General features: G+C 69.7%; 18 protein-coding genes and 1 pseudogene. 10 read left to right on the plus strand and 9 right to left on the minus strand.

Annotated elements, in window-relative coordinates:
• The 6 genes from QK444_RS13325 to QK444_RS13350 all read right to left on the minus strand — a co-directional run.
• Positions 1–784 (minus strand): ABC transporter permease subunit (locus QK444_RS13325; protein ID WP_282780194.1); only part of this gene is annotated, 784 nt, incomplete at its 3' end.
• 1 nt (position 785) lies between these two features.
• Positions 786–1,676, minus strand: a complete 891-nt coding sequence (locus QK444_RS13330) for a 2-aminoethylphosphonate ABC transporter permease subunit (RefSeq protein ID WP_039816050.1) — start codon at positions 1,674–1,676, stop codon at positions 786–788.
• On the minus strand, positions 1,673–2,857 hold the full coding sequence (locus QK444_RS13335) for an ABC transporter ATP-binding protein (protein ID WP_282780196.1): 1,185 nt from the start codon (positions 2,855–2,857) through the stop codon (positions 1,673–1,675). Before QK444_RS13335 ends, QK444_RS13330 begins: the two co-directional genes overlap by 4 nt.
• 30 nt (positions 2,858–2,887) lie before the next feature.
• Complete coding sequence (locus QK444_RS13340; protein WP_282780221.1) at positions 2,888–3,907, minus strand: 2-aminoethylphosphonate ABC transporter substrate-binding protein; 1,020 nt, start codon at positions 3,905–3,907, stop codon at positions 2,888–2,890.
• A gap of 141 nt (positions 3,908–4,048) precedes the next feature.
• Positions 4,049–4,735, minus strand: a complete 687-nt coding sequence (locus tag QK444_RS13345) for a phosphonatase-like hydrolase (protein WP_282780198.1) — start codon at positions 4,733–4,735, stop codon at positions 4,049–4,051.
• 8 nt (positions 4,736–4,743) lie between these two features.
• Complete coding sequence (locus QK444_RS13350) at positions 4,744–5,859, minus strand: TIGR03364 family FAD-dependent oxidoreductase (RefSeq protein WP_282780200.1); 1,116 nt, start codon at positions 5,857–5,859, stop codon at positions 4,744–4,746.
• A 98-nt stretch (positions 5,860–5,957) separates the two neighbouring features.
• Here QK444_RS13350 and QK444_RS13355 point away from each other — a divergent pair, with 98 nt between their 5' ends.
• The 4 genes from QK444_RS13355 to QK444_RS13370 all read left to right on the plus strand — a co-directional run bounded on the left by QK444_RS13355 (position 5,958) and on the right by QK444_RS13370 (position 9,048).
• On the plus strand, positions 5,958–6,683 hold the full coding sequence (locus QK444_RS13355) for a GntR family transcriptional regulator (protein ID WP_029929927.1): 726 nt from the start codon (positions 5,958–5,960) through the stop codon (positions 6,681–6,683).
• A 365-nt stretch (positions 6,684–7,048) separates the two neighbouring features.
• Positions 7,049–7,717 carry a universal stress protein gene (locus tag QK444_RS13360; protein WP_282780202.1) on the plus strand — a complete coding sequence of 223 codons (669 nt, stop codon included), beginning with the start codon at positions 7,049–7,051 and terminating at the stop codon, positions 7,715–7,717.
• 222 nt (positions 7,718–7,939) lie between these two features.
• The gene (locus tag QK444_RS13365; RefSeq protein WP_282780204.1) at positions 7,940–8,596 is read left to right on the plus strand and encodes an SRPBCC family protein; all 657 of its coding nucleotides are present in this window, start codon (positions 7,940–7,942) and stop codon (positions 8,594–8,596) included.
• Entirely contained in the window at positions 8,596–9,048 is a 453-nt protein-coding gene (locus QK444_RS13370; protein WP_282780206.1) for a metalloregulator ArsR/SmtB family transcription factor, read from the plus strand. The genes QK444_RS13365 and QK444_RS13370 overlap by 1 nt, the downstream gene beginning before the upstream one ends.
• On the opposite strand, the gene QK444_RS13375 is transcribed toward QK444_RS13370, so the two are convergent.
• Positions 8,954–9,970: a TerC family protein gene (locus QK444_RS13375; RefSeq protein WP_282780208.1), complete on the minus strand. Its 1,017-nt coding sequence runs from the start codon at positions 9,968–9,970 to the stop codon at positions 8,954–8,956. The genes QK444_RS13370 and QK444_RS13375 overlap by 95 nt on opposite strands.
• A 322-nt stretch (positions 9,971–10,292) precedes the next feature.
• Positions 10,293–11,300 carry an LLM class flavin-dependent oxidoreductase gene (locus QK444_RS13380; RefSeq protein ID WP_282780210.1) on the minus strand — a complete coding sequence of 336 codons (1,008 nt, stop codon included), beginning with the start codon at positions 11,298–11,300 and terminating at the stop codon, positions 10,293–10,295.
• Positions 11,301–11,410: 110 nt separating this feature from the next.
• On the opposite strand from QK444_RS13380, the gene map reads away from it, so the two are divergent.
• The 3 genes from map (at position 11,411) to QK444_RS13395 (ending at position 14,448) form a co-directional block, all read left to right on the plus strand.
• Positions 11,411–12,274, plus strand: coding sequence for a type I methionyl aminopeptidase (map, locus tag QK444_RS13385; RefSeq protein ID WP_282780212.1), 864 nt, complete (start codon positions 11,411–11,413; stop codon positions 12,272–12,274).
• A gap of 31 nt (positions 12,275–12,305) precedes the next feature.
• Positions 12,306–13,820 (plus strand): cobyric acid synthase, encoded by a 1,515-nt coding sequence (locus QK444_RS13390; protein ID WP_282780213.1) that lies wholly within the window; start codon positions 12,306–12,308, stop codon positions 13,818–13,820.
• 64 nt (positions 13,821–13,884) lie between these two features.
• Positions 13,885–14,448 carry a hypothetical protein gene (locus QK444_RS13395; RefSeq protein WP_039816034.1) on the plus strand — a complete coding sequence of 188 codons (564 nt, stop codon included), beginning with the start codon at positions 13,885–13,887 and terminating at the stop codon, positions 14,446–14,448.
• Here the strand turns inward: QK444_RS13395 and QK444_RS13400 are convergent.
• Positions 14,428–15,498, minus strand: a complete 1,071-nt coding sequence (locus QK444_RS13400) for an alpha/beta hydrolase (RefSeq protein ID WP_282780216.1) — start codon at positions 15,496–15,498, stop codon at positions 14,428–14,430. The genes QK444_RS13395 and QK444_RS13400 overlap by 21 nt on opposite strands.
• Before the next feature lie 174 nt (positions 15,499–15,672).
• Here QK444_RS13400 and mqo point away from each other — a divergent pair, with 174 nt between their 5' ends.
• From mqo to QK444_RS13415, 3 genes and pseudogenes are all read left to right on the plus strand, one after another.
• The gene (gene mqo / locus QK444_RS13405) at positions 15,673–17,199 is read left to right on the plus strand and encodes a malate dehydrogenase (quinone) (protein ID WP_282780217.1); all 1,527 of its coding nucleotides are present in this window, start codon (positions 15,673–15,675) and stop codon (positions 17,197–17,199) included.
• Between the two features lie 12 nt (positions 17,200–17,211).
• The gene (locus tag QK444_RS13410; RefSeq protein WP_282780219.1) at positions 17,212–17,661 is read left to right on the plus strand and encodes a GNAT family N-acetyltransferase; all 450 of its coding nucleotides are present in this window, start codon (positions 17,212–17,214) and stop codon (positions 17,659–17,661) included.
• Positions 17,662–17,954: 293 nt separating this feature from the next.
• Positions 17,955–19,423: pseudogene (locus tag QK444_RS13415) on the plus strand (ATP-binding protein); the annotation flags it as partial.

Below are 19,423 nucleotides of genomic sequence, written 5' to 3' on the forward strand. Positions count from 1 at the left end.
CGCGGCCGCGCAGGCGGCCCAGCACCACCAGCGCGATCAAGGTGACCAGTACCAGTAGCGTGGTGCTGGCGGCGGCGTCGAAGACCTCACCGCGATCGGTGGCCGCGAAGATGGTGACCGGCAGCGTTTTCCAGGTGGCCGGGTAGACCATGATCGTCGCGCCGAGTTCGCCCATGGACAGTGCGATCGACAGTCCCGCCGCCGCGCCGAGCGCGGGCAGCAGCAGCGGCAGGGTGATCCGGAACAGCACCCGGACCGGCCCCGCCCCCAACGATTCGGCGGCCTGCCGGTATCCGGGGTCGAGCCGATCCAGGGCGGCGCTGACGCCGCTGAAGGCGTAGGCCAGCACCAGCACCGTATGGGCCAGGACGACAATCCATGTGGTGCCGCCCAGCAGCAGCGGACGTTCGTTGAAGGCGATCAGGACGCCGAGGCCGATGGCCACCGACGGCACCGCCACCGGCACGTGGAAGACGGCATCGGTGATGCGGCGCAACCATTCCGGCGCTTCCCGGGCGGCCAGTGCCGCCCAGGTGCCCAGGACCAGCGCGGCCGCACCGGCCAACAGCGCGGTCTGCAGGCTCACCGACAGACTTGCCGCCTGCTCCCCGGACAGTGCCCGACCCACATTGCCGAAGCCGAGATCCGAGGGCAGCGGTCCGGTCCAGCGTCCCGCCAGCCCCGCCGCCACCACCGTGGCGATGGGCGCGATGAACACCACCGTCACCACCACCGCGAAGACGGCGAGTACGGCGGCGCGCCCGCGCCGGGTCCACACCAGCATGTCAGCGCTCCTTCCGAGTCCCGGTGAGCCGGGCGAAGATCAGGCGATAGCCGAGGTAGAGGCTCAGCGACAGCAGTACCTGCACGCTGGCCAGCACCGCCGCGCCGGGCAGGTCGAAGGTGACGATGCCCCGGGTGTAGATGAGCGCGGGCAGTGTGATGACGCCCTTGGCCCCGGTGAAGAGCACGATGCCGAATTCGTTGAGCGTCAACAGCAGAACGAGGCTGCCGCCCGCGGCCAAGGCGGGCCAGGCCTCCGGCAGCACCACCCGCCACAGCACCCGCCACGGCGACGCCCCCAGGCTCGAGGCCACATCCAGCTGTTCGCGCGGCAGTTGGGCGAAGGCGGCCAGCAGCGGGCGCACGACGAACGGGGTGAAGAAGGTGACCTCGGCGGCGATCACACCCAGCGGGGTGGTGAGGAAGTTCAGCGCCGGTTCGCTGCGGCCGGTGAGTTCACCGATGAGCGCGTTCACCGCGCCCGCCGTGCCGTAGAGGAAGGTGAAGGCCAGCGTCACCAGGAAGGAGGGCAGTGTGAGCACGGTGTCGATGAGGCGGCCCACCAGACCCGATCCCGGAAACGGCACGAAGGCCAGCACGATGGCGAGGAAGGTGCCCAGCACCAGGCAGCCCAGCGTGGAGCAGGCCGCGATGGATACGGTGCGCCACAACGCGTTCCGGAACGACTCCGAGCCCAGCACCGTGGTCCAGGTCTCGGTGCCGCGGCCCGCGTCGGTCCGGGTCGACTCCAGCAGCACCCGGCCGATCGGATAGACGGCGATGCACAACACCACCAGCACCGGCGGCAGCGTCCAGAGCAGCGGCGCGAGCGAGCGGCGCGGGCCGGGTGGGGTGGTGGCGGGTGCGGCGGGTGCGGTGCGGGTCGCGGTCACGCCCGCACCTCGGATTCGTCCGCCGCGGCGGCGGTTCCGATCCCGGGCGGAATCAGCACCCCGGCCGGATCGGGGAACTTCACGCCCACGACATCGCCGATCTCCAACTCCGCGTGGCCGGGCACATCGGCGGTGAGCTCACCGGGCAGACCGGTGACGTCCAGGTGCAGCCGGGTCGACGCACCCCGCCACACCGTGCCGGTCACGCTGGCGCGCAGGACGTCCTTCTCGGTGAGCGGCCGAATCGAGACGGTGTGCGGCCGGACGCACAGGTGCGCATCGGCATTCGGCACCCAGTCGGGCCGCCCCACCCCCGGCGCGGGAGCCTCCGCACGCAGCGTGTGCTCGCCGACGGTGACCAGCGCGGCGGTGCCGGTGACGTGATTGACGGTGCAGGGCAGCAGATTCGCGCCGCCCAGGAAGGCGGCGGTGAAATCGGTGGGCGGGCGCTGCCACAGCTTCCGGGCGCTGTCGATATCGACCAGGCGGGCATCGCGCATGACGGCGATCCGGTCCGCCAGCGCCAGCGCCTCGGATTGGTCGTGGGTGACATACAGCATGGCGGTGTCCGGCAGGGCTTTACGCAACTGCTGGAGCTCGCCGAGCATGGACTGCCGCAACTGCGCGTCCAGGGCGGCGAGCGGTTCGTCGAGCAGCAGCACCTTGGGGCGGATGGCGAGGGCGCGGGCGATGGCCACCCGCTGCTGCTGTCCGCCGGACAGTTCCCGGGGCAGCCGCTCCGCGTACCCGCCCATGCCCACCATGGTCAGCGCCTCGGCGACGCGTGCGCCGATCTCCCTGCGCGGCACCCGATGCGAGCGCAGTCCGAAGGCCACGTTCTCGCGCACCCGCATATGCGGGAACAGCGCGTAGGACTGCACCACCACGCCGATGCCGCGTCGGGCGGGGGAGAGCTGGGTGACGTCGCGGCCCGACAAGCGCACCGCACCCGAGGTGGGCCGGACGAAGCCGGCCAGCGCCTTGAGCGCGGTGGACTTGCCGGAACCGCTGGGCCCGAGCAGCGCGACCGTTTCCCCCGCGGCGACGCGGAGCGTGAAATCGGCCAGTGCGACAGTGCTTTTCCGGCCGCGGCCGTAGGTGACGCCGACCCGGTCGAATACGATGGCCGGCTCGGCGGTCGCGGCGTCGGTCGCCCTGGATGTCGTCAACGCGGTGGTCATGAGTGCGCTCCTCGGGGGTGGTGCGGATTCCTACTGGCCGGTGGCCTGCTGGTAGGCGGCGAGGTCGGCGTCGAGATCGGTCAGCACCTGCGCCCAGTCCGGGTAGATGATCTGGACGTTCTGCAGCAGCACCGCCGGATTGGTCGCGCCGCCGGAGGACATGACGCCACGCAGTTCCTGGCGGGCCGGAATGGCGAAGGAGTTGGGCAGCGCCTGCTGCGCCTCGGTGGAGAGCAGGAACTCCATGAGCTGCTTGGCCTCGGCCTGGTGCGGCGCGCCCTTGGCCAGGCCCATCAGGTACGGCACCGGTACGGTGCTGGCCTTGCCGTCGGCGTCCGCGGGGAAGAACACCGTGAACTTGGAGCCCTTCTCCTTGATATTGGCCATATTCATCTGGATGTCGCCGTTGGCGATGAGGATCTCGCCCTTGTCGACCTTGGCCTGGAGCTTGCCGGTGGAGGAGGAGGGGCCGACATTGTTCTCCTGGAGCTTGGCCAGGTAGTCGAGCGCGCCCTGCTTGCCGTAGAGCTGCTGGAGCAGGATCAGCACCGCGGTGCCGTCACCGGCCTGGCCCGGAGTGGAGTACTGGATCTTGCCCTGGTACTCCGGCTTCAGCAGGTCGTCCCAGGTCATCCCGGCCACATTGACCGAGGGATTGGCGATGAAGCAGAGGTAGTTGCCCGCCATCATGACGTATTTGCCGTTCGGGTCCTTGTCCGAGTCGGCGACGGCGCTGGTGTCGATGCCGCTGGGCTCGAGCAGACCGGACTTGTCGGCCTTCTGCATGAACGGCGGCAGCGTGACCAGCACATCGGCCTGCGGGTTGGACTGCTCCTTCTCCACCCGGTTGACGACCTCACCGGAACCGGCTTCCACCAGGTTCACCGCGATGCCGGTCTGCTCCTTGAACTTGTCGAACTGGGTCTTGTACCACTCGCCGACGCCGTCGGCGGAGTAGACGGTCACCGTCTTGCCGTCGGCGGATTCGGTGCCGGTGCCGCCGCAGGCGGTCATGCCGAAGACGACGGCGGTGGCGGAGGTGAGGATCAACGCCGTCCTGGCGAGGGAGCGTGCGAGGCGGTTGTTCGGATTGCGCACGGGGGAAGCAACTTTCGGTTCGTCGGAACTGCTGAATCGAAGGGATGGGGGAGGACCGCCGCTCGACTCCCTCGGGAACCGGCGGCGGGGCTTTCAGGAGCGTTCGGCCAGCAGCAGCCGGGCGAACTCGGTGACGGAATCCACCACGTGGGTGGCGCCCGCGGCGCGCAACTGCTCCGCGTTGTGTGCGCCGGTCAGCGTGCCCGCCACGATGCGCGCGCCCGCGGCCCGGCCGGTGGCGATATCGCTGGCCGTATCACCCAGTACCGCAACGCGATCCACGGCGTCGATACCCAGGCGCAGCAGTGCGGTGAGCACCAGGTCCGGGTAGGGGCGTCCGCGTCCGGCGTCGGCGGGGGACAGCGTGAGGTCGGCGATGTCCTGCCAGCCCAGCGCCGCCAGCAGCTTGTCCCGGGTGGCGCGGCTGAATCCGGTGGTGAGCGCCACCTTGATACCGGCCGCGCGCAGTGCCGTGATCGCTTCGGCCGCACCGGGAACGGGTGCGGCCGCGGTGGCGGCGAATTCGTCGTAGGCGGCCTCGAACGCCTGATTGGCGCGCTGCGCGCGGTCCTCGTCGCCGAGCAGCGCGCGGAAGACCGTGATCTTGGACTGGCCCATGGTGTCGAGGACGTAGCGGCGGGCGGCCTCGCGCTCGATACCTTCGGCGGGGATTCCGGCGGCGGTGGCGGCCTCCTCGAAGGCGCGCAGCACCAGCCCGCCGTCGGCGACGGTGGTTCCGGCCATATCGAGGACGGCGAGATCGATCTGTGTGTCGGACATGGGATTTCCTACAGGTTCAGAAGGTCGGCGGTCTCTTCGCCGAGGGCCGGGCCGAGGGTCATGCCGCGTCCGCCCGGACCGGTGACGACCCAGACGGCGTCATCGGCCCGCACCCGGGTGACGATGGCCGCCGGATCGATGGACTGGCTGTATACGCCCGCCCAGCGGCGCACCACCGGCGGGAGTTTGCGGCCGAGCAGCTCCTCCACGACCCCGGTGAGGTATTCGTAGGGTGCCTCGTCCACGTCGAAGGCGAAGGGCTCCTCGTATTCGTGGGTGTCGCCGATGGTGAGGCCGCCGTGCAGGCGCTGCACGCACAGCATCTGCATCCGGTGCCGGGCGGCGACGAAGGACTGCGACTCCTCGGCCTCGAGCCGATCGAGCGCATCGCTCGCGTAGCCGGGGTAGTAGCGGAAGCTGTCACCGTCGGCGATGGCGGTGGTGAGGTCCTCGCCCAGCGGGGCGGTCTGCATCATCTGCAACCGCACCCGGCGAACGGGCATGTCGCCCACCAGTTCCCGGGCGAGTCCGCGGTGCGACGCACCCGGGCACACCACCACGAGATCGCCCGTGTGGCGACGGCCGCGGTCGTCGGTCACGGTGCCGCCGGTGACGGCGCGCGCCTCGGTTCCGGCGAAGAACCGATAGCGGCCGGTGGCGTCCAGGTACCGGCGCAGCGCGGGCAGCGCCTGTCGGGACTCCACCGCCGCATCGGTCGAACAGTGCAGTCCGGCAAGGAATTTGCCGCGCAATGCGGGCTCGAGCGCGCGCACCCGATCGGGGTCGAGCAGTTCGAATCCGCGCTCGGCGGCGGACGCGGCGTTCGCGGCGGCCTCGGCGACCGCGAGTTCGGCCTCGGTGCGCACCAGGGTCAGCGAACCCGCGGGGCGGAAGCCGACGCCCGGCACCCGGCCGCCGATCTCCTCCCACAACTGCCGGGAGCGCAGCGCGATCTCCAGTTCACCGGCGCTGCGTCCGGACACCCACACCAGGCCGAAGTTGCGCACGGTGGCCCCGCGGGCCTCGACCTCGCGCTCGAGCTGGATCACTTCGTGGCCGCGCCGGACGGCGGCCAGGGCGTGGGCGGTGCCGAGGATGCCGCCGCCGATGATGACCAATCGCATGCGCCCTATCGTGGTCACTGGTCTAGACCTAAGAGTGTTTCGTACGCAAACGGCAGGTTAAAAATTGGTATAGACCATTTCGCTGTACGCTGTGGGGCATGGAGAGATCCGACGCGGCGGGGGCGGGCGCTCGTATCCCGAAGGCGTATCGAATCCGCACCGAACTCGACGCCATGCTGGCCGAACTGGCCGTCGGCGACGCCGTCCCCCCGGAACGCGAACTCGCCCTGCGCTTCGGCGTCGCCCGCGAAACCGTCCGGCAGGCGCTGCGAGATCTGTTGGTGGAAGGCCGGATTCGGCGCAAGGGGCGCGGCACCGTGGTTTCCCGCCCGAAGATGGTGCAGCCGCTGTCGCTGCGCTCCTACACCGAGGGGGCGATCAGCTTCGGCCGCGCCCCCGGCCGCCTGCTCGTCGACTGGGCCGACATCCCCGCCGACGACGACATCGCCCGCGATCTGGCCCTGCCCGCCGGAACGCCCGTCATGCATCTGGAACGCATCCTGCTCGCCGACGGCGAACGCATCGGCCTGGAGAGCACCTACCTGCCCCTGCCCCGCTTCGCCGCCCTGCGCGACAGCTACGACCCGGAGACCTCCCTCTACGCCGCCACCCGCGCTCTCGGCGTCACCTACGCCGCCGCCACCGAACGCATCGAAACCGTGCTCGCCTCCCCCCGCGAGGCCGCCCTCCTGGAATGCACCACGGCACTGCCCATGATCCTGCTCCACCGCCGCAGCCTCGACCCCGACGGCACCCCCATCGAACGCGTCCGCTCCCTCTACCGCGGCGACCGCATCGCCTTCGAGGCGCAGCTGCGCGAATAGCGGAACCGCTCAGGCGCGCAACGCCTTCGGGGCTACGCGGCCAGCTCGGTGGCCCTGGCGGCATGGCTGGTCCGGTTCGCCGCGGACAGGCGGCCAGGTCGACTGCATCGGCACGGTGGCCGGGGCCAGCGGTTGACCGTCGCCGGGTGGCGGGGTCCGTCCGACGTGACGATCCGCGTGCGCCGGGGCGGTAGGGATTTCCGGGCGCACGGCAGGCTGGCCGCTGTGTGGGTGTCCGCATGGTCGGGGTGGTCCGCTCGCCGCTCGCCGCTCGCCGGTGGCCGGTGGGCCGTGGGACGTAAGTCCCCGCAACCGGGGGCTTCGTGCGCTACACGTGCGGGTGTCCGCCGGGGGACCGTGGAGCCATGGCTCTCACACTGGCACTGTTCCTCATCGGCTGGGCGTTCATCGGCGTGGTTACCGGCCTGTGGATGATCCGCCGCGGCCACGACCCGATGTGGCTCGTCATCGCTGTTGCGCTGGGGCCGCTGTTCGTCCCGATCGCGTGGGAGCGGGTCGAGCGCCGCCCGCGTCTGGCCGCGTCGGGGCCCGAGGGCATTCTGGGGCGCGCCGAAACTCGCGGACCTCGGGTGTTGGTGGCCATGGACGGCTCCCCGGAATCCGATCGTGCGCTCGATACGGCGCTCACCCTGTTCGGATCCGGGTGCGGCATGCTCGTACTCGCCGAGGTGGTCTGCTACGACGCCACCGACGACGCCACCCACGCCGCGATCGACGCCGCCGACGCCCGCTTGGCCGCCGCCGCGGAGCGGGCCCGCGCCGCCGGAATGCCGGTGCGCTTCGAGGTGCTGGCGGGTCCCCCGGGTGAGGCCCTCCGCCGCTTCGCCACCGACCAGGATATGGACGTACTGGTCGTCGGCCGCCGCGGTCGCGGCCTGTCCACCCGCCTGCTCGGCAGCGTATCCACCGAACTGGTCCACCACGCCGCCCTCCCGGTCCTGGTCGTCGAGCCCGCGCGACTGCGGGCTCCGGAGTCGAACGCGACGGTTTCGGCGCGATCCGGTCGCAGCTGATCGCTGTGGTCGCCAGCCGCTGACCCCGTGGTCGTGCTGGTCGCTGTGGTCGCCAGCTGCTGACCCCGTGGTCGAGCTGGTCGCTGTGGTCCAGGGCTGAGCGCCGTGGTCGGCAGAGGCTGATCGCCGTGGTTGGCGGGGTGATTGCTGTGGCCGACAGGGGTGGCGGGGGTGGGCTCGCGCGCGCTAATATAAGTTCCAACTTATAGAGGAGGTTTCGTCATGCCCTTGCTGACCGATCCGGCCGCCGTAGCCGGACTCGTGGCCCGTGAACTGCGCAGCGGTGAGCGCGGCGGTGCGCCGACCAAGATCGCTGTCGCGCGCCGGACCTACGCGACCGAACAGGCCGATCTGTGGAGCGCGCTGACCGACATCGAGCGCATTCCACGGTGGTTCGCGCCCGTCTCGGGTGACCTGACGCTCGGCGGGAAATACCAGATCGAGGGCAATGCCGGTGGCGTCGTCGAGGAATGCGACGAACCGCGGCGGTTCGCCATCACCTGGGTGTTCAACGATCAGACCTCGTGGGTGCAGGTGACCCTCACCCCGGACGGCGACGGCACGCGGCTGGAACTGGTGCACGAGGCACCCGTCGACCCGGATTTCTGGGAGCGGTTCGGGCCGGGAGCGGTCGGGGTCGGCTGGGATCTCGCCCTGATGGGACTGGGGGAGCACCTGGCGACCGGGCAGCCGATGGATCCGGCACTGGCACAGACCTTCCACGAGACGCCGGAGGGGCGTGCCTTCATCGAAGTCGCGGCACGCGGCTGGGCCGAGGCCGCCATCGGCGACGGCGAGGACCCGGCCGCCGCCCGGGCGGCCGCGGACCGCACCATCGCGTTCTACACCGGTGTGCCCGAGGACGGCGCGCACTCCTGATGGACCGCTCCCCGGCGAAGATCTTCGAGGCGCTGGGCGATCCGATCCGCCGCCACATCCTCGAACTGTTGGCAGCCACCGGCGAACAGCCCGCGGGCGCGATCGTGACCGCGGTGCAGCGCCACGCGACCATCTCCCAGCCCGGCGTCTCCCAGCACCTCAAGGCGCTGCGCGACGCCGGGCTGGTGCGCACCCGCGCCGACGGCACCCGCCGTCACTACGCCCTCGACTCGGACGGTATCGAGGCGGCGCAGCATTGGCTTGCGGCCCTGCACGATTCGCTCACGCCGTTCGCCCAGCCGCTCGACGCCCTCGCCACCGAGATCGCCCGCGGCAAACGCGCCCGCCGCGACGAGATCAGCCCGGCTGCCCCTGCCGGTCGCGCTCCTGGTCCGGATGCGCCCGCAGTGAGCCCGCGTGCGCCTTCGCGGTCGGATCCTGCCGCGTCTTGATCAGGCTGGCCACGGTGACGACCACGAGCACGGCGACGATCACGCCCAGGCTGACCGAGGTCGGAATCTCCGGCACGCGGTCGTCGATGTCGACGTGCGCCCAGTGCAGGATGAGCTTGGCGCCGATGAACGCCAGGATCAGCGACAGGCCGGTCGACAGGTACACCAGCCGGTCCAGCAGACCCTTGACGAGGAAGAACAGCGCCCGTAACCCCAGCAGCGCGAAAGCGTTGGCGGCGAAGACGATATAGGGCTCGCGGGTGACGCCGAACACCGCCGGAATCGAGTCCAGCGCGAACAGCAGATCGATACTGCCGATGGCCAGCAGCACGATGAACAGCGGCGTCACCATCCAGCGCCCGTCCACGCGGGTCGACAGCTTGCCGCCCACATAGTCGTCGGTAATGGGCAGCAGCCGCCGCGCGGCCCGCACCATCACATTGTCGTCGACCTCGGGATCCTGATCGCGGTGCCGGAACAGCTGCACCGCGGTGTAGATGAGCAGCAGCCCGAACAGCAGGAACATGAAGGAGAACAGCGACAGCAGCGTCGCGCCCAAGGCGATGAAGATGGCCCGCATGATCAACGCCAGCACGATGCCGAAGGTGAGCACCTTGTGCTGATGCTCCTCCGGCACCGCGAAGGTGGTCATGATGATCACGAAGACGAAGAGGTTGTCCACCGACAGGCTCTTCTCCACCACGTATCCGGCGAAGAACTCCGCCCCGAACCCGCCGCCGTACTGCCAGGCGAACCACACCCCGAAAGCGACGGCCACGAGAATGTAGAACACCGACCAGATGGTGGCCTCCCGGAAGCCCACCCGATGCGGCTTCACCGCTGCCACGATCAGATCCACCGCGAGCAGCGCGAGTATGAGTCCGATGGTGACAATCCAGGTCAGGGTGCTGATCTCGGCCACGCGCGCATCCTCTGTTGTTCGCTGCCCCGTGCGGCATCGACGCCACCGGAGAGTATCCCCGAGATCGTAGCGGGAGACTGGGCCGGTGCGGTGTCAGCCGCACCGGAACCGGCCCTTCCGGAGTGATCGTCCCTGTGTCCGTCGGCTCGGTTCCGACCATGCGCCGACCCGGCGCGGCCGTGAGCGCACTCGGTCGGCGACCGATCGGGAGATTCGGACTGCCGCGGAGATCGAGTGGTCCACCTCCGGTGGCCCGCTCACCGCGTCTTGCTCGGCGGGACTGTCGGATCGGCGATCGACGCGGCCCCGGCCGCAGTGGCGATCACCGCACCTGCGGGGCCACCTTGTCGCCGAGCAGTTCGATAGTGCGCAGCACCTTTTCGTGCGGCAGGGTGCCCACGCTGGTGTGCAGCATGAAGCGGTCCAGGCCGAGATCGTCGCGCACGGTGGCGATCTTCTCCGCCACATGGTCGGGGGCGCCGACGAACAGCGAACCGCTCTGGGAGCGCAGCGCGTCGAAGTGGTCGCGGGTCATGGGGGCCCAGCCGCGTTCGCGTCCGATGGCGCTCATGGCGGCGGCGTAGGGCGCGTAGAAGTCGTTCACGGCCTGCGCATCCGTTTCCGCCACATAGCCGTGCGCGTGCACCGCCACCGGCCGCGGCTCGTGGCCGCCCTCCGCCAGCGCCCGGTGGTACAGGTCGACCAGCGGTTTGAAGCGCGCGGGCTGTCCGCCGATGATGGCGATGGCCAGTGGCAGACCCAGCAGCCCGGCGCGGGCGACGGATTCCGGGGTGCCGCCCACCGCGATCCACACCGGCAGCGGGCGTTCGGTGCGCGGATACACCACGGCGTCGCTGAGTGGGGCGCGGAACTTCCCGGACCAGGTGACCGGCTCGTCCGCGCGAATCTTCAGCAGCAGCGCCAGTTTCTCGTCGAAGAGTTCGTCGTAGTCGCCCAGGTCGTAGCCGAACAGCGGGAAGGATTCGATGAACGAGCCACGGCCCGCCATCAGTTCGGCGCGCCCGCCGGAGAGCAGGTCCAGGGTGGCGAACTCCTGGTACACGCGCACCGGGTCAGCCGAGCTGAGCACGGTGACCGCGCTGGTGAGCTGGATGCGTTCGGTGCGGGCGGCGATGGCCGACAGCACCACGGTGGGGGCGGAGGCCGCGAAGTCGGCGCGGTGGTGTTCACCGACCCCGTATACCTCCAGTCCCGCGCGTTCGGTGGCGACGGCCTCATCGACCACCTCGCGCAACCGCTGTCCGGCGCTGGGCGCGGGCCGGTCGCCGACGGCGGTCATCTCGGCGAATGTGGTCAGTCCCAATTCCACGGCGGGTGCCTCCTGCAAGTAGTTACCACGTCAACCAAAGGGGTAAACGGACCATAGTCCGGAAGTATTCCGGGTACGGAGCACCCCGCGCGGGCGGATAGTCTTGTTCCATGTCAGTGCGCACCCGCAAACCTCTCGTTCCCGGCACCCAGTCGCCCATTCGAGAGGTGCCGAAGTCCATCGAGCGGCCGGAGTACGTCTGGAAGAAGACGGTCAACGAGGGACACGAGCCCTGGGTGCAGACCCCGGAGACCATCGAGAAGATGCGGATCGCGAGCAAGATCGCGGCGCAGGCGCTCGCCGAGGCGGGCAAGGCCGTCGCGCCCGGCGTCACCACCGATCAACTCGACGCCATCGCGCACGAGTACCTGTGCGATCACGGCGCGTACCCGTCGACGCTGGGCTACAAGGGATTCCCCAAATCCTGCTGCACCTCGCTCAACGAGGTCATCTGCCACGGCATCCCCGACTCCACCGTGATCGAGGACGGCGACATCGTGAATATCGACGTCACCGCCTACATCCACGGCGTGCACGGCGACACCAACGCCACCTTCCTCGCCGGTGACGTGGACGAGGAGGTGCGCCTGCTGGTCGAGCGCACCGAGGAGGCCACCATGCGCGCCATCAAGGCGGTGCGCCCCGGCCGCGCCCTCAATGTCATCGGCCGCGTCATCGAGTCCTACGCCAACCGCTTCGGCTACGGCGTGGTGCGCGACTTCACCGGCCACGGCGTCGGCCCCACCTTCCACAGCGGCCTGGTGATCCTGCACTACGACCAGCCCGCCGTGGAGGCCGAGATCGAGCCGGGCATGACCTTCACCATCGAGCCCATGATCAATCTGGGCGGCATCGACTACGAGATCTGGGACGACGGCTGGACGGTGGTCACCAAGGACCGCGCATGGACGGCACAGTTCGAGCACACCCTGGTCGTCACCGACACCGGCGCGGAAATCCTCACCCTGCCGTGAGCGCGCGCCCGCCCGCCGCGGAGGCCAGCCGGTGAAGGGCGCGCTGCTGGTCGCGGGCACCACCTCCGACGCCGGGAAAAGCGTTGTGGTGGCGGGACTCTGCCGCATGCTGGCGCGGCGCGGGGTGCGCGTCGCGCCGTTCAAGGCGCAGAACATGTCCAACAACTCCGTCGTCACCTCCGACGGCGGGGAGATCGGCCGCGCGCAGGCACTCCAGGCGCGGGCGTGCGGACTCGAGCCCAGCGTGCGCTTCAATCCGATCCTGCTCAAACCCGGCAGTGACCGGCGCTCCCAGCTGGTGGTGCGCGGGCGGGCCGTCGACACCGTGGGGGCGCGCGACTACTTCCGGCACCGGCAGCACCTGCGGCAGGTGGTGGCGGACGAATTGGCGGCGCTGCGAGCCGAATTCGATGTGGTGATCTGCGAGGGCGCGGGGTCACCGGCTGAAATCAACCTGCGCGCAACAGATCTGGCGAATATGGGTCTGGCGCGCGCGGCCGGGCTGCCGGTGCTGCTGGTCGGCGATATCGACCGCGGCGGGGTGCTGGCGCATCTCTTCGGCACCGTCGCCATTCTGGAACCCGAAGACCAGCAACTGATCTCGGGGTTCGTCATCAACAAGTTCCGCGGTGACGTGGAGCTGCTGCGACCCGGTATCGACCAGCTCACCGCGCTCACCGGCCGCCCCACGCTCGGTGTCCTCCCCTTCGCGGAGGAGCTGTGGATCGACGCCGAGGACTCGCTCGGCACCGTCGCCGACGCCCCGGTGGGCCGCTCCCTGCCGCCGCGCGGGTCGGAATGGCTGACCGTCGCTGCCATCCGGCTGCCGCGCATCTCCAACTCCACCGATGTGGAGGCGCTGGCCTGCGAACCGGGGGTGGCCGTGCGCTGGGTCACCGATCCCTCCCGGCTGACCGGCGCGGATCTGGTCGTCCTGCCGGGCAGCAAGGCCACCGTGAGCGATCTGGAATGGTTGCGCCGCACCGGAATCGCCGATGCCCTGCGCGTCCGCGCCGCCGCGGGCGGGCCGATCCTGGGCATCTGCGGCGGCTACCAGATGCTGGCCTGTGCCATCGAGGACCGCGTGGAATCGGACGCGGGCACGGTCGCGGGCCTCGGCCTGCTGGACCTCGAGATCGAATTCGCCGACCCGAAGGTGCTGCGCCGCGCCACCGGCCACGCCCGCGGCCTGCCCGTGCACGGATACGAGATTCATCACGGTCGGGTCCGTCACAGCGGCGACCGGCCCTGGCTGGAGTTGGACGGCGCTCCCGAAGGGAGTGTGCGCGGCTGCGTCTGGGGCACCCACCTGCACGGCGTCCTGGAGAACGACGCGTTCCGCCGAGCCTGGCTGCGCGAACTCGCCGAGCGCGCCGGGCGTACGGGCTTCGTTGTGGCCGACGATGTTTCGGTGGCGCGGGAGCGCACCGCACAGCTGGACCTGCTCGCCGACCTGATGGAGAAGCACCTCGACGAGGCGGCCCTGGAAGGGCTGATCACCGGCGGCGCACCGACCGATCTCGCCATTCTGCGCACCACCCGCTGAGCCCCGATCGAAATCACACCGACACGCGATGCGGACTCCCCGGCGGCGTGTACCGTGAATTCACATGGAATCTCGGCAGCTCACGGTCGGTGACAAGACGTGGACCGTGCGAGTCGGCGGCCCCGAATCCCGGCACAGTGTTCTGCTGCTGCCCGATGCGGGCGCTCCCGCGGACGTCTACGACCAGGTCTGTGCCCGCTTGCACAACTCCGATCTGCGCACGTTCGTCGTCGAGCACGCCGACGGCCTCGATACCGCCACCGTGCTCGCCCTGCTCGACCAACTGCGGGTGCCGTGGGCCAACCTGGTCGGCTGCGGCGCCGGGGCCGAGCTGGCCTGGCAGCTGTCCGCCCGGGGTTTCGGCCGGTTCATGAGCCTGGTCGTGGCCGGTCGCGCCCACCCCGCGGTGCCCGTCACCGGCGGCACGGCCCCGGATCCGAGTTGCCCCGCCGTGGAGATACCCACCACCCTGCTGGCCACCAAGGCGCTGCCCCGGGAGGCGGCCGAGGCGTCCGGCCGCCATGTCTACGGGGAATACCGCCTGGTCACCATGGATGTCACCGACGTGGCCACCGAGGCAGACCACGAACTGGCCACCGAGATCGTGCTACGCACCAGCTTCTGGTGAGGTGGCGACGGGCTCGGCCGAGGCGGTGTCGAGCCAGTCCAGCCACGAATCCAGCTCCGCGAACGCCTGTTTACGCGGCGTCTCCGCGGACAGGAACACATCGTGGCGGGCCCCCTCGATGGGCACGATATTGGTGCGCGTGCCCAGGCAGCCCGACCAGCGCTGGATCTGACGGACATCCAGCACCACGTCCGACACATCCGCGGCCGGACCGTACTCGCGCATGAACTTGGTCACCTTCGACCGCATGATGAGCGCGGGCACCCCGATATCCAGGCCCTGATGCAGGCGGGCGTGCCCGCGGCGGATGGCGCGCAGCCAGCCCGCGTGCACCGGGAAACCGGTCAGCGGCTTCCAGTCCAGGTCGTAATCCCATTCCCCGGCGACGGTGTGGTGCAGGCTGTCGCCGTAGGCGCTGCCCTCGGGCAGCGGCAGGCGGGTCATGGCGCTGAACCGGGCCAGACCGTGCAGCACCGCCGTACCGACCGACCGGTAGTAGGACGGCCCCTGCAAATCGAACCACGGGCTGTTGAGCGCCAACCCGGTGATGCCCTGCGCCCGCACGCCGCCACCGGACCGGTTGAGCCGGTTCAGCCACAGCGAGGTGATGAGCCCACCCGTCGAATGCGCCAGGATCAGCGTGGGCAGTCCGGTCTCGGCGCGGATGGTCCGCAGCGAGCGGTTCAACTCGGCGTCGTAGAGGGTCAGGTCGCTGACATAGTGCGCGGTCTGCCCGGACCTCCGGGCCCGGCCGCACTTGCGCAGGTCGAGCGCGTAGAAGCGGTATCCGCGCCCGGCGAAATGCTCGGCCAGATGTTTCTGGAAGAAGTAGTCGGTGAATCCGTGCACATAGAGCACGGCCTTGGTGGCGACCGGCGCTTCGGTGGGCGTGTGGCGGACCAGGACGGCCTCCACCTCACCCTCGCCGTCGGGGTCAGGACCCAGCGGGATGGTCAGTCGCTCATAGCCCGCACCCAGCACATCCGGTTGCCAGGCGGGGGCCGTCGGATCGGTGACGGTGGAGGTCGCGGCGGGCGTATCGGAACTCACAGTCTCAATCTATCCCCAGCCGTGGCGACATCGCACCCGGGAGGGATCTCTCACAATCGGCCCTGTCGCTGCGTGAATTCCGCGTGTTGAGGGGCACAATCGAAACTAGGTGAACGACGGGTAACCTAAGCGCCGCTAGGTTGCCGCATCTAGGACAAGGAAGTCGATCTACCCGTGCCGAACGCTGCCAAGATTGAGAAGACCGATGTAGTACTCATCGGTGCCGGCATCATGAGTGCCACCCTGGGTGCACTGCTTCGCCAGGTGCAGCCGGACTGGTCGATCACCGTGTTCGAGCGGCTCGACGCCGCCGCCGCGGAGAGCAGCGACCCGTGGAACAACGCGGGCACCGGCCACTCGGCTCTGTGCGAGCTCAACTACACGCCGCAGAACGCCGACGGCTCCGTCGAGATCACCAAGGCCATCGACATCAACGAGCGCTTCCAGGTGTCGCGCCAGTTCTGGTCGTATGCCGTGGAGACCGGCATCTTGGCCGAGCCCTCCAATTTCATCAACCCCATCCCGCATGTGAGCTTCACCCACGGCGAGGCGGATGTACGGTACCTGCGCAAGCGCTACGAGGCGCTGTCGCGGCATCCGCTGTTCGAGGGCATGGAATTCATCGACAGCCCCGACGAATTCGCGCGTCGGCTGCCGCTCATGGCCCGCGGCCGCGACTTCTCCGACCCGGTCGCGCTGAACTGGACCGACGCCGGCACCGATATCGACTTCGGCGAGCTGACCACCGAATTGCTGGCCTACCTGGGCGCGTCCGGTGCCGATCTCGCCTTCGGGCACGAGGTGCGCAACCTCACCAAGCAGTCCGACGGCTCCTGGCTGGTGAAGGTGCGCAACACCCGCACCGGCAAGGCGCGCGTCGTCAACGCCAGGTTCGTCTTCGTCGGCGCGGGCGGCGGCGCGCTGCCGCTGCTGCAGAAGTCCGGCATCAAGGAGATCTCCGGCTTCGGCGGGTTCCCGGTGTCGGGTCTGTTCCTGCGCTGCACCAATCCGGAACTCATCGCCAAGCACGAGGCCAAGGTGTACGGCAAGGCCGCCGTGGGCGCGCCGCCGATGTCGGTGCCGCACTTGGACACCCGCGTCATCGACGGGGACCGTGGGCTGCTGTTCGGCCCCTACGCGGGCTGGACGCCGAAGTTCCTCAAGGACGGCGGCTACACCGACCTGCTCAAGTCGGTCAAACCCAACAATCTGTTCTCCATGCTCGGCGTCGGCGTCACCGAACTCGGCCTGGTCAAGTATCTGGTCTCGGAGCTGCTGAAGTCGCAGGCCGGTCGGGTCGACGCGATGGAGGAGTTCATTCCGCGCGCCGACGGCCACGACTGGGAGCTGATCATCGCTGGCCAGCGCGTGCAGATGATCCGGCGCAAGGGCGCGGGCGGCGTGCTGGAACTGGGCACCGCCGTGGTGGCGGCCGAGGACGGCACCATCGCCGGTCTGCTCGGCGCCTCCCCGGGCGCGTCCACCTGCGTGAGCGCCATGCTCGACGTCATGCAGAAGTGCTTCCCGCACGAATACGCCTCGTGGCAGCCGAAACTCAAGGAAATGGTGCCCTCGCTGGGCGTGAAGCTCTCGGAGAACCAGGCGCTGTTCCGCGAGGTGTGGGACTGGTCCAACAAGGCGCTGCGTCTCGAATCGAACACGCCCGATATCGAAGGGGTCGCGCCGCACGCCGCGGTGTGATAGCAAGACGCGATGATGTCAACGGTTGCTCTCAAACGGTCGTGGGCCCAGGACCTGGGTACCGAGACCCTGTACAAGCTGTTGAAACTTCGCGTCGAAGTGTTCGTCGTCGAGCAGAAATGCGCCTACCCGGAACTCGACGGGCTCGACCTGCTGCCGGAGACCCGGCACTTCTGGCTCGACGACGAGGGTGAGGTCATCTGCACCCTGCGGCTGCTCGAGGAGCACCGCGACGGCGTGAAGTCCTTCCGCATCGGCCGCCTCTGCACCAGCGTTCCCGCCCGCGGACACGGCTACACCACTCGGGTGCTGCAGGCCGCCCTCGCCGAGGCGGGTTCGGCCACGGTCCGCCTCAACGCCCAGACCTACCTTGTCGACATGTACACCAAGCACGGCTTCAAGCCCGACGGCGACGAGTACATCGAGGACGGCATACCGCACATCCCGATGCGCCGCGGCTGAGCCGCCGCACCTTTCTCGGCCCCCACCGAAACCAGGTGCGGGGCCGAACCTTTGTCCCGGTGCGGCGGTCGCGGGCACCCAGCCGCAGCCGTTGGTGAATGCCGATGCGATGGAACCGGCCTGCGACGGGGTTCGGGTTTCACCGTGGCCGTCCGTGGGCGGCGGCGTCGAGCGGATGCGGTGGCGACCGGTCACGCTGTCGCCATCGACGCTCAGATCTCAGCTGTGGCGGGGGCGTGGTGAGGGCCGGTGTGTGGCGCGCATACAGTGGGGGCGTGTCGGCTTCCCGTGTTGTGCATCCCGAATCCGTACGAGTGGGCGGTTCGTCCGTCGGGGACGATGCCGGGTTCCCGTTCTCGGCCGTGGTCGGTCAGGAGCGTTTGCAGCTCGCCCTGATCCTGTGCGCGGTGCATCCCGGTATCGGCGGTGTGTTGGTGCGCGGAGAGAAGGGCACCGCCAAATCGACCGTGGTGCGTGCGCTGGCTCAGTTACTGCCGCCCATCGTCGACGAGAGCGGGGCGCGGCCCGCCCGGCTGGTGGAGTTGCCGGTAGGCGCGACCGAGGACCGCGTGGTCGGTTCGTTGGACCTGGAGCGGGTGCTGCGCGACGGCGAGCAGGCGTTCAAACCCGGTCTGCTGGCGGCCGCCCACCACGGCGTGCTCTACGTCGACGAGGTGAATCTGCTGCACGACCATCTGGTGGACGTGTTGCTCGACGCCGCCGCCATGGGGCGGGTGCATATCGAACGCGATGGCGTCTCGGCCTCGCATCCTGCCCGTTTCGTGCTGGTGGGCACCATGAACCCGGAGGAGGGCGAGCTGCGGCCGCAGCTGCTGGACCGCTTCGGCCTCACCGTCGACGTGGTCGCCTCGCGCGAGGTGGACGTGCGCATGGCGGTGGTGCGCCGCCGCCTCGACTACGAGGCGGACCCGGCCGGATTCGCGGCCCGCTACACCGCCGCCGACCGTGCGGTGGCCGAGCGCATCCTGTCCGCACGCGACCGCCTCGACGAGATCACCCTCGACACCGTGGAACTGCGCCGCATCGCCGCCCTCTGCGCGAGCTTCGACGTGGACGGGATGCGCGCCGATCTGGTGGTGGCACGCACCGCCACCGCACACGCCGCCTGGCGCGGCGGCGGCGCGGTCACCGAGGAGGATGTGCGGGTGGCGGCGGAACTCGCACTGCCGCACCGACGGCGGCGCGATCCGTTCGACGAGCCCGGTATCAGCGAGGAGCAGCTGGACGAGGCCATGCGGCAGGCGGCGGAGGAAGCCGCGCGGGCGCAGGAGGACGATCCGGGAAAAGCGATGGGGTCTCGCCCGACGACGGTGCGGGGCCACTGACCGACGACGCGGAACCCGAAGGCGGAGGGGCTGATTCGTCCGAGGATTCGCGAAGCCGTCCGGACGCTGCCGAGGGCAGTTCGAACCGCCGAGAAGGCCATTCGGAGAGCCGCGAAGGCCGTTCGGAACTTGATGATGGCCGTTCGGACGATAACGACAGCCGTTCGGACCTGCCCGAGCAGGAGCCGGATTCGGCCGGAGATGAACCGGATCGCCCTGGTGCCGAATCGGATTCACCGGCCCGACCGCCGGGCGACGCGAATTCTGCGGGTGGCGAGTCGAATTCCGGCCGTCCCGCCCGGGAGGGCGATGCGGGACTGCCCGCACTCTCCCCGGCCAAGCCCCCGCGCTGGGAGGTCCCGGGTATCGGCGAGGGTGCCCCCGGCCGCCGCTCCCGCGCCCGCACCCGGCAGGGC

It is taken from the genome of Nocardia sp. CC201C (assembly GCF_030010695.1).
GTDB classification, from domain to species: domain Bacteria; phylum Actinomycetota; class Actinomycetes; order Mycobacteriales; family Mycobacteriaceae; genus Nocardia; species Nocardia otitidiscaviarum.

What these genes read in the sequence shown, in the direction of transcription:
- QK444_RS13335 (WP_282780196.1), bottom strand. Translation starts at nt 2,857, where the DNA reads ATGACCACCGCGTTGACGACATCCAGGGCGACCGACGCCGCGACCGCC.
- QK444_RS13345 (WP_282780198.1), bottom strand. Translation starts at nt 4,735, where the DNA reads ATGTCCGACACACAGATCGATCTCGCCGTCCTCGATATGGCCGGAACC.
- QK444_RS13350 (WP_282780200.1), bottom strand. Translation starts at nt 5,859, where the DNA reads ATGCGATTGGTCATCATCGGCGGCGGCATCCTCGGCACCGCCCACGCC.
- QK444_RS13355 (WP_029929927.1), top strand. Translation starts at nt 5,958, where the DNA reads ATGGAGAGATCCGACGCGGCGGGGGCGGGCGCTCGTATCCCGAAGGCG.
- QK444_RS13360 (WP_282780202.1), top strand. Translation starts at nt 7,049, where the DNA reads ATGGCTCTCACACTGGCACTGTTCCTCATCGGCTGGGCGTTCATCGGC.
- QK444_RS13365 (WP_282780204.1), top strand. Translation starts at nt 7,940, where the DNA reads ATGCCCTTGCTGACCGATCCGGCCGCCGTAGCCGGACTCGTGGCCCGT.
- QK444_RS13370 (WP_282780206.1), top strand. Translation starts at nt 8,596, where the DNA reads ATGGACCGCTCCCCGGCGAAGATCTTCGAGGCGCTGGGCGATCCGATC.
- map (WP_282780212.1), top strand. Translation starts at nt 11,411, where the DNA reads ATGTCAGTGCGCACCCGCAAACCTCTCGTTCCCGGCACCCAGTCGCCC.
- QK444_RS13395 (WP_039816034.1), top strand. Translation starts at nt 13,885, where the DNA reads ATGGAATCTCGGCAGCTCACGGTCGGTGACAAGACGTGGACCGTGCGA.
- QK444_RS13410 (WP_282780219.1), top strand. Translation starts at nt 17,212, where the DNA reads ATGATGTCAACGGTTGCTCTCAAACGGTCGTGGGCCCAGGACCTGGGT.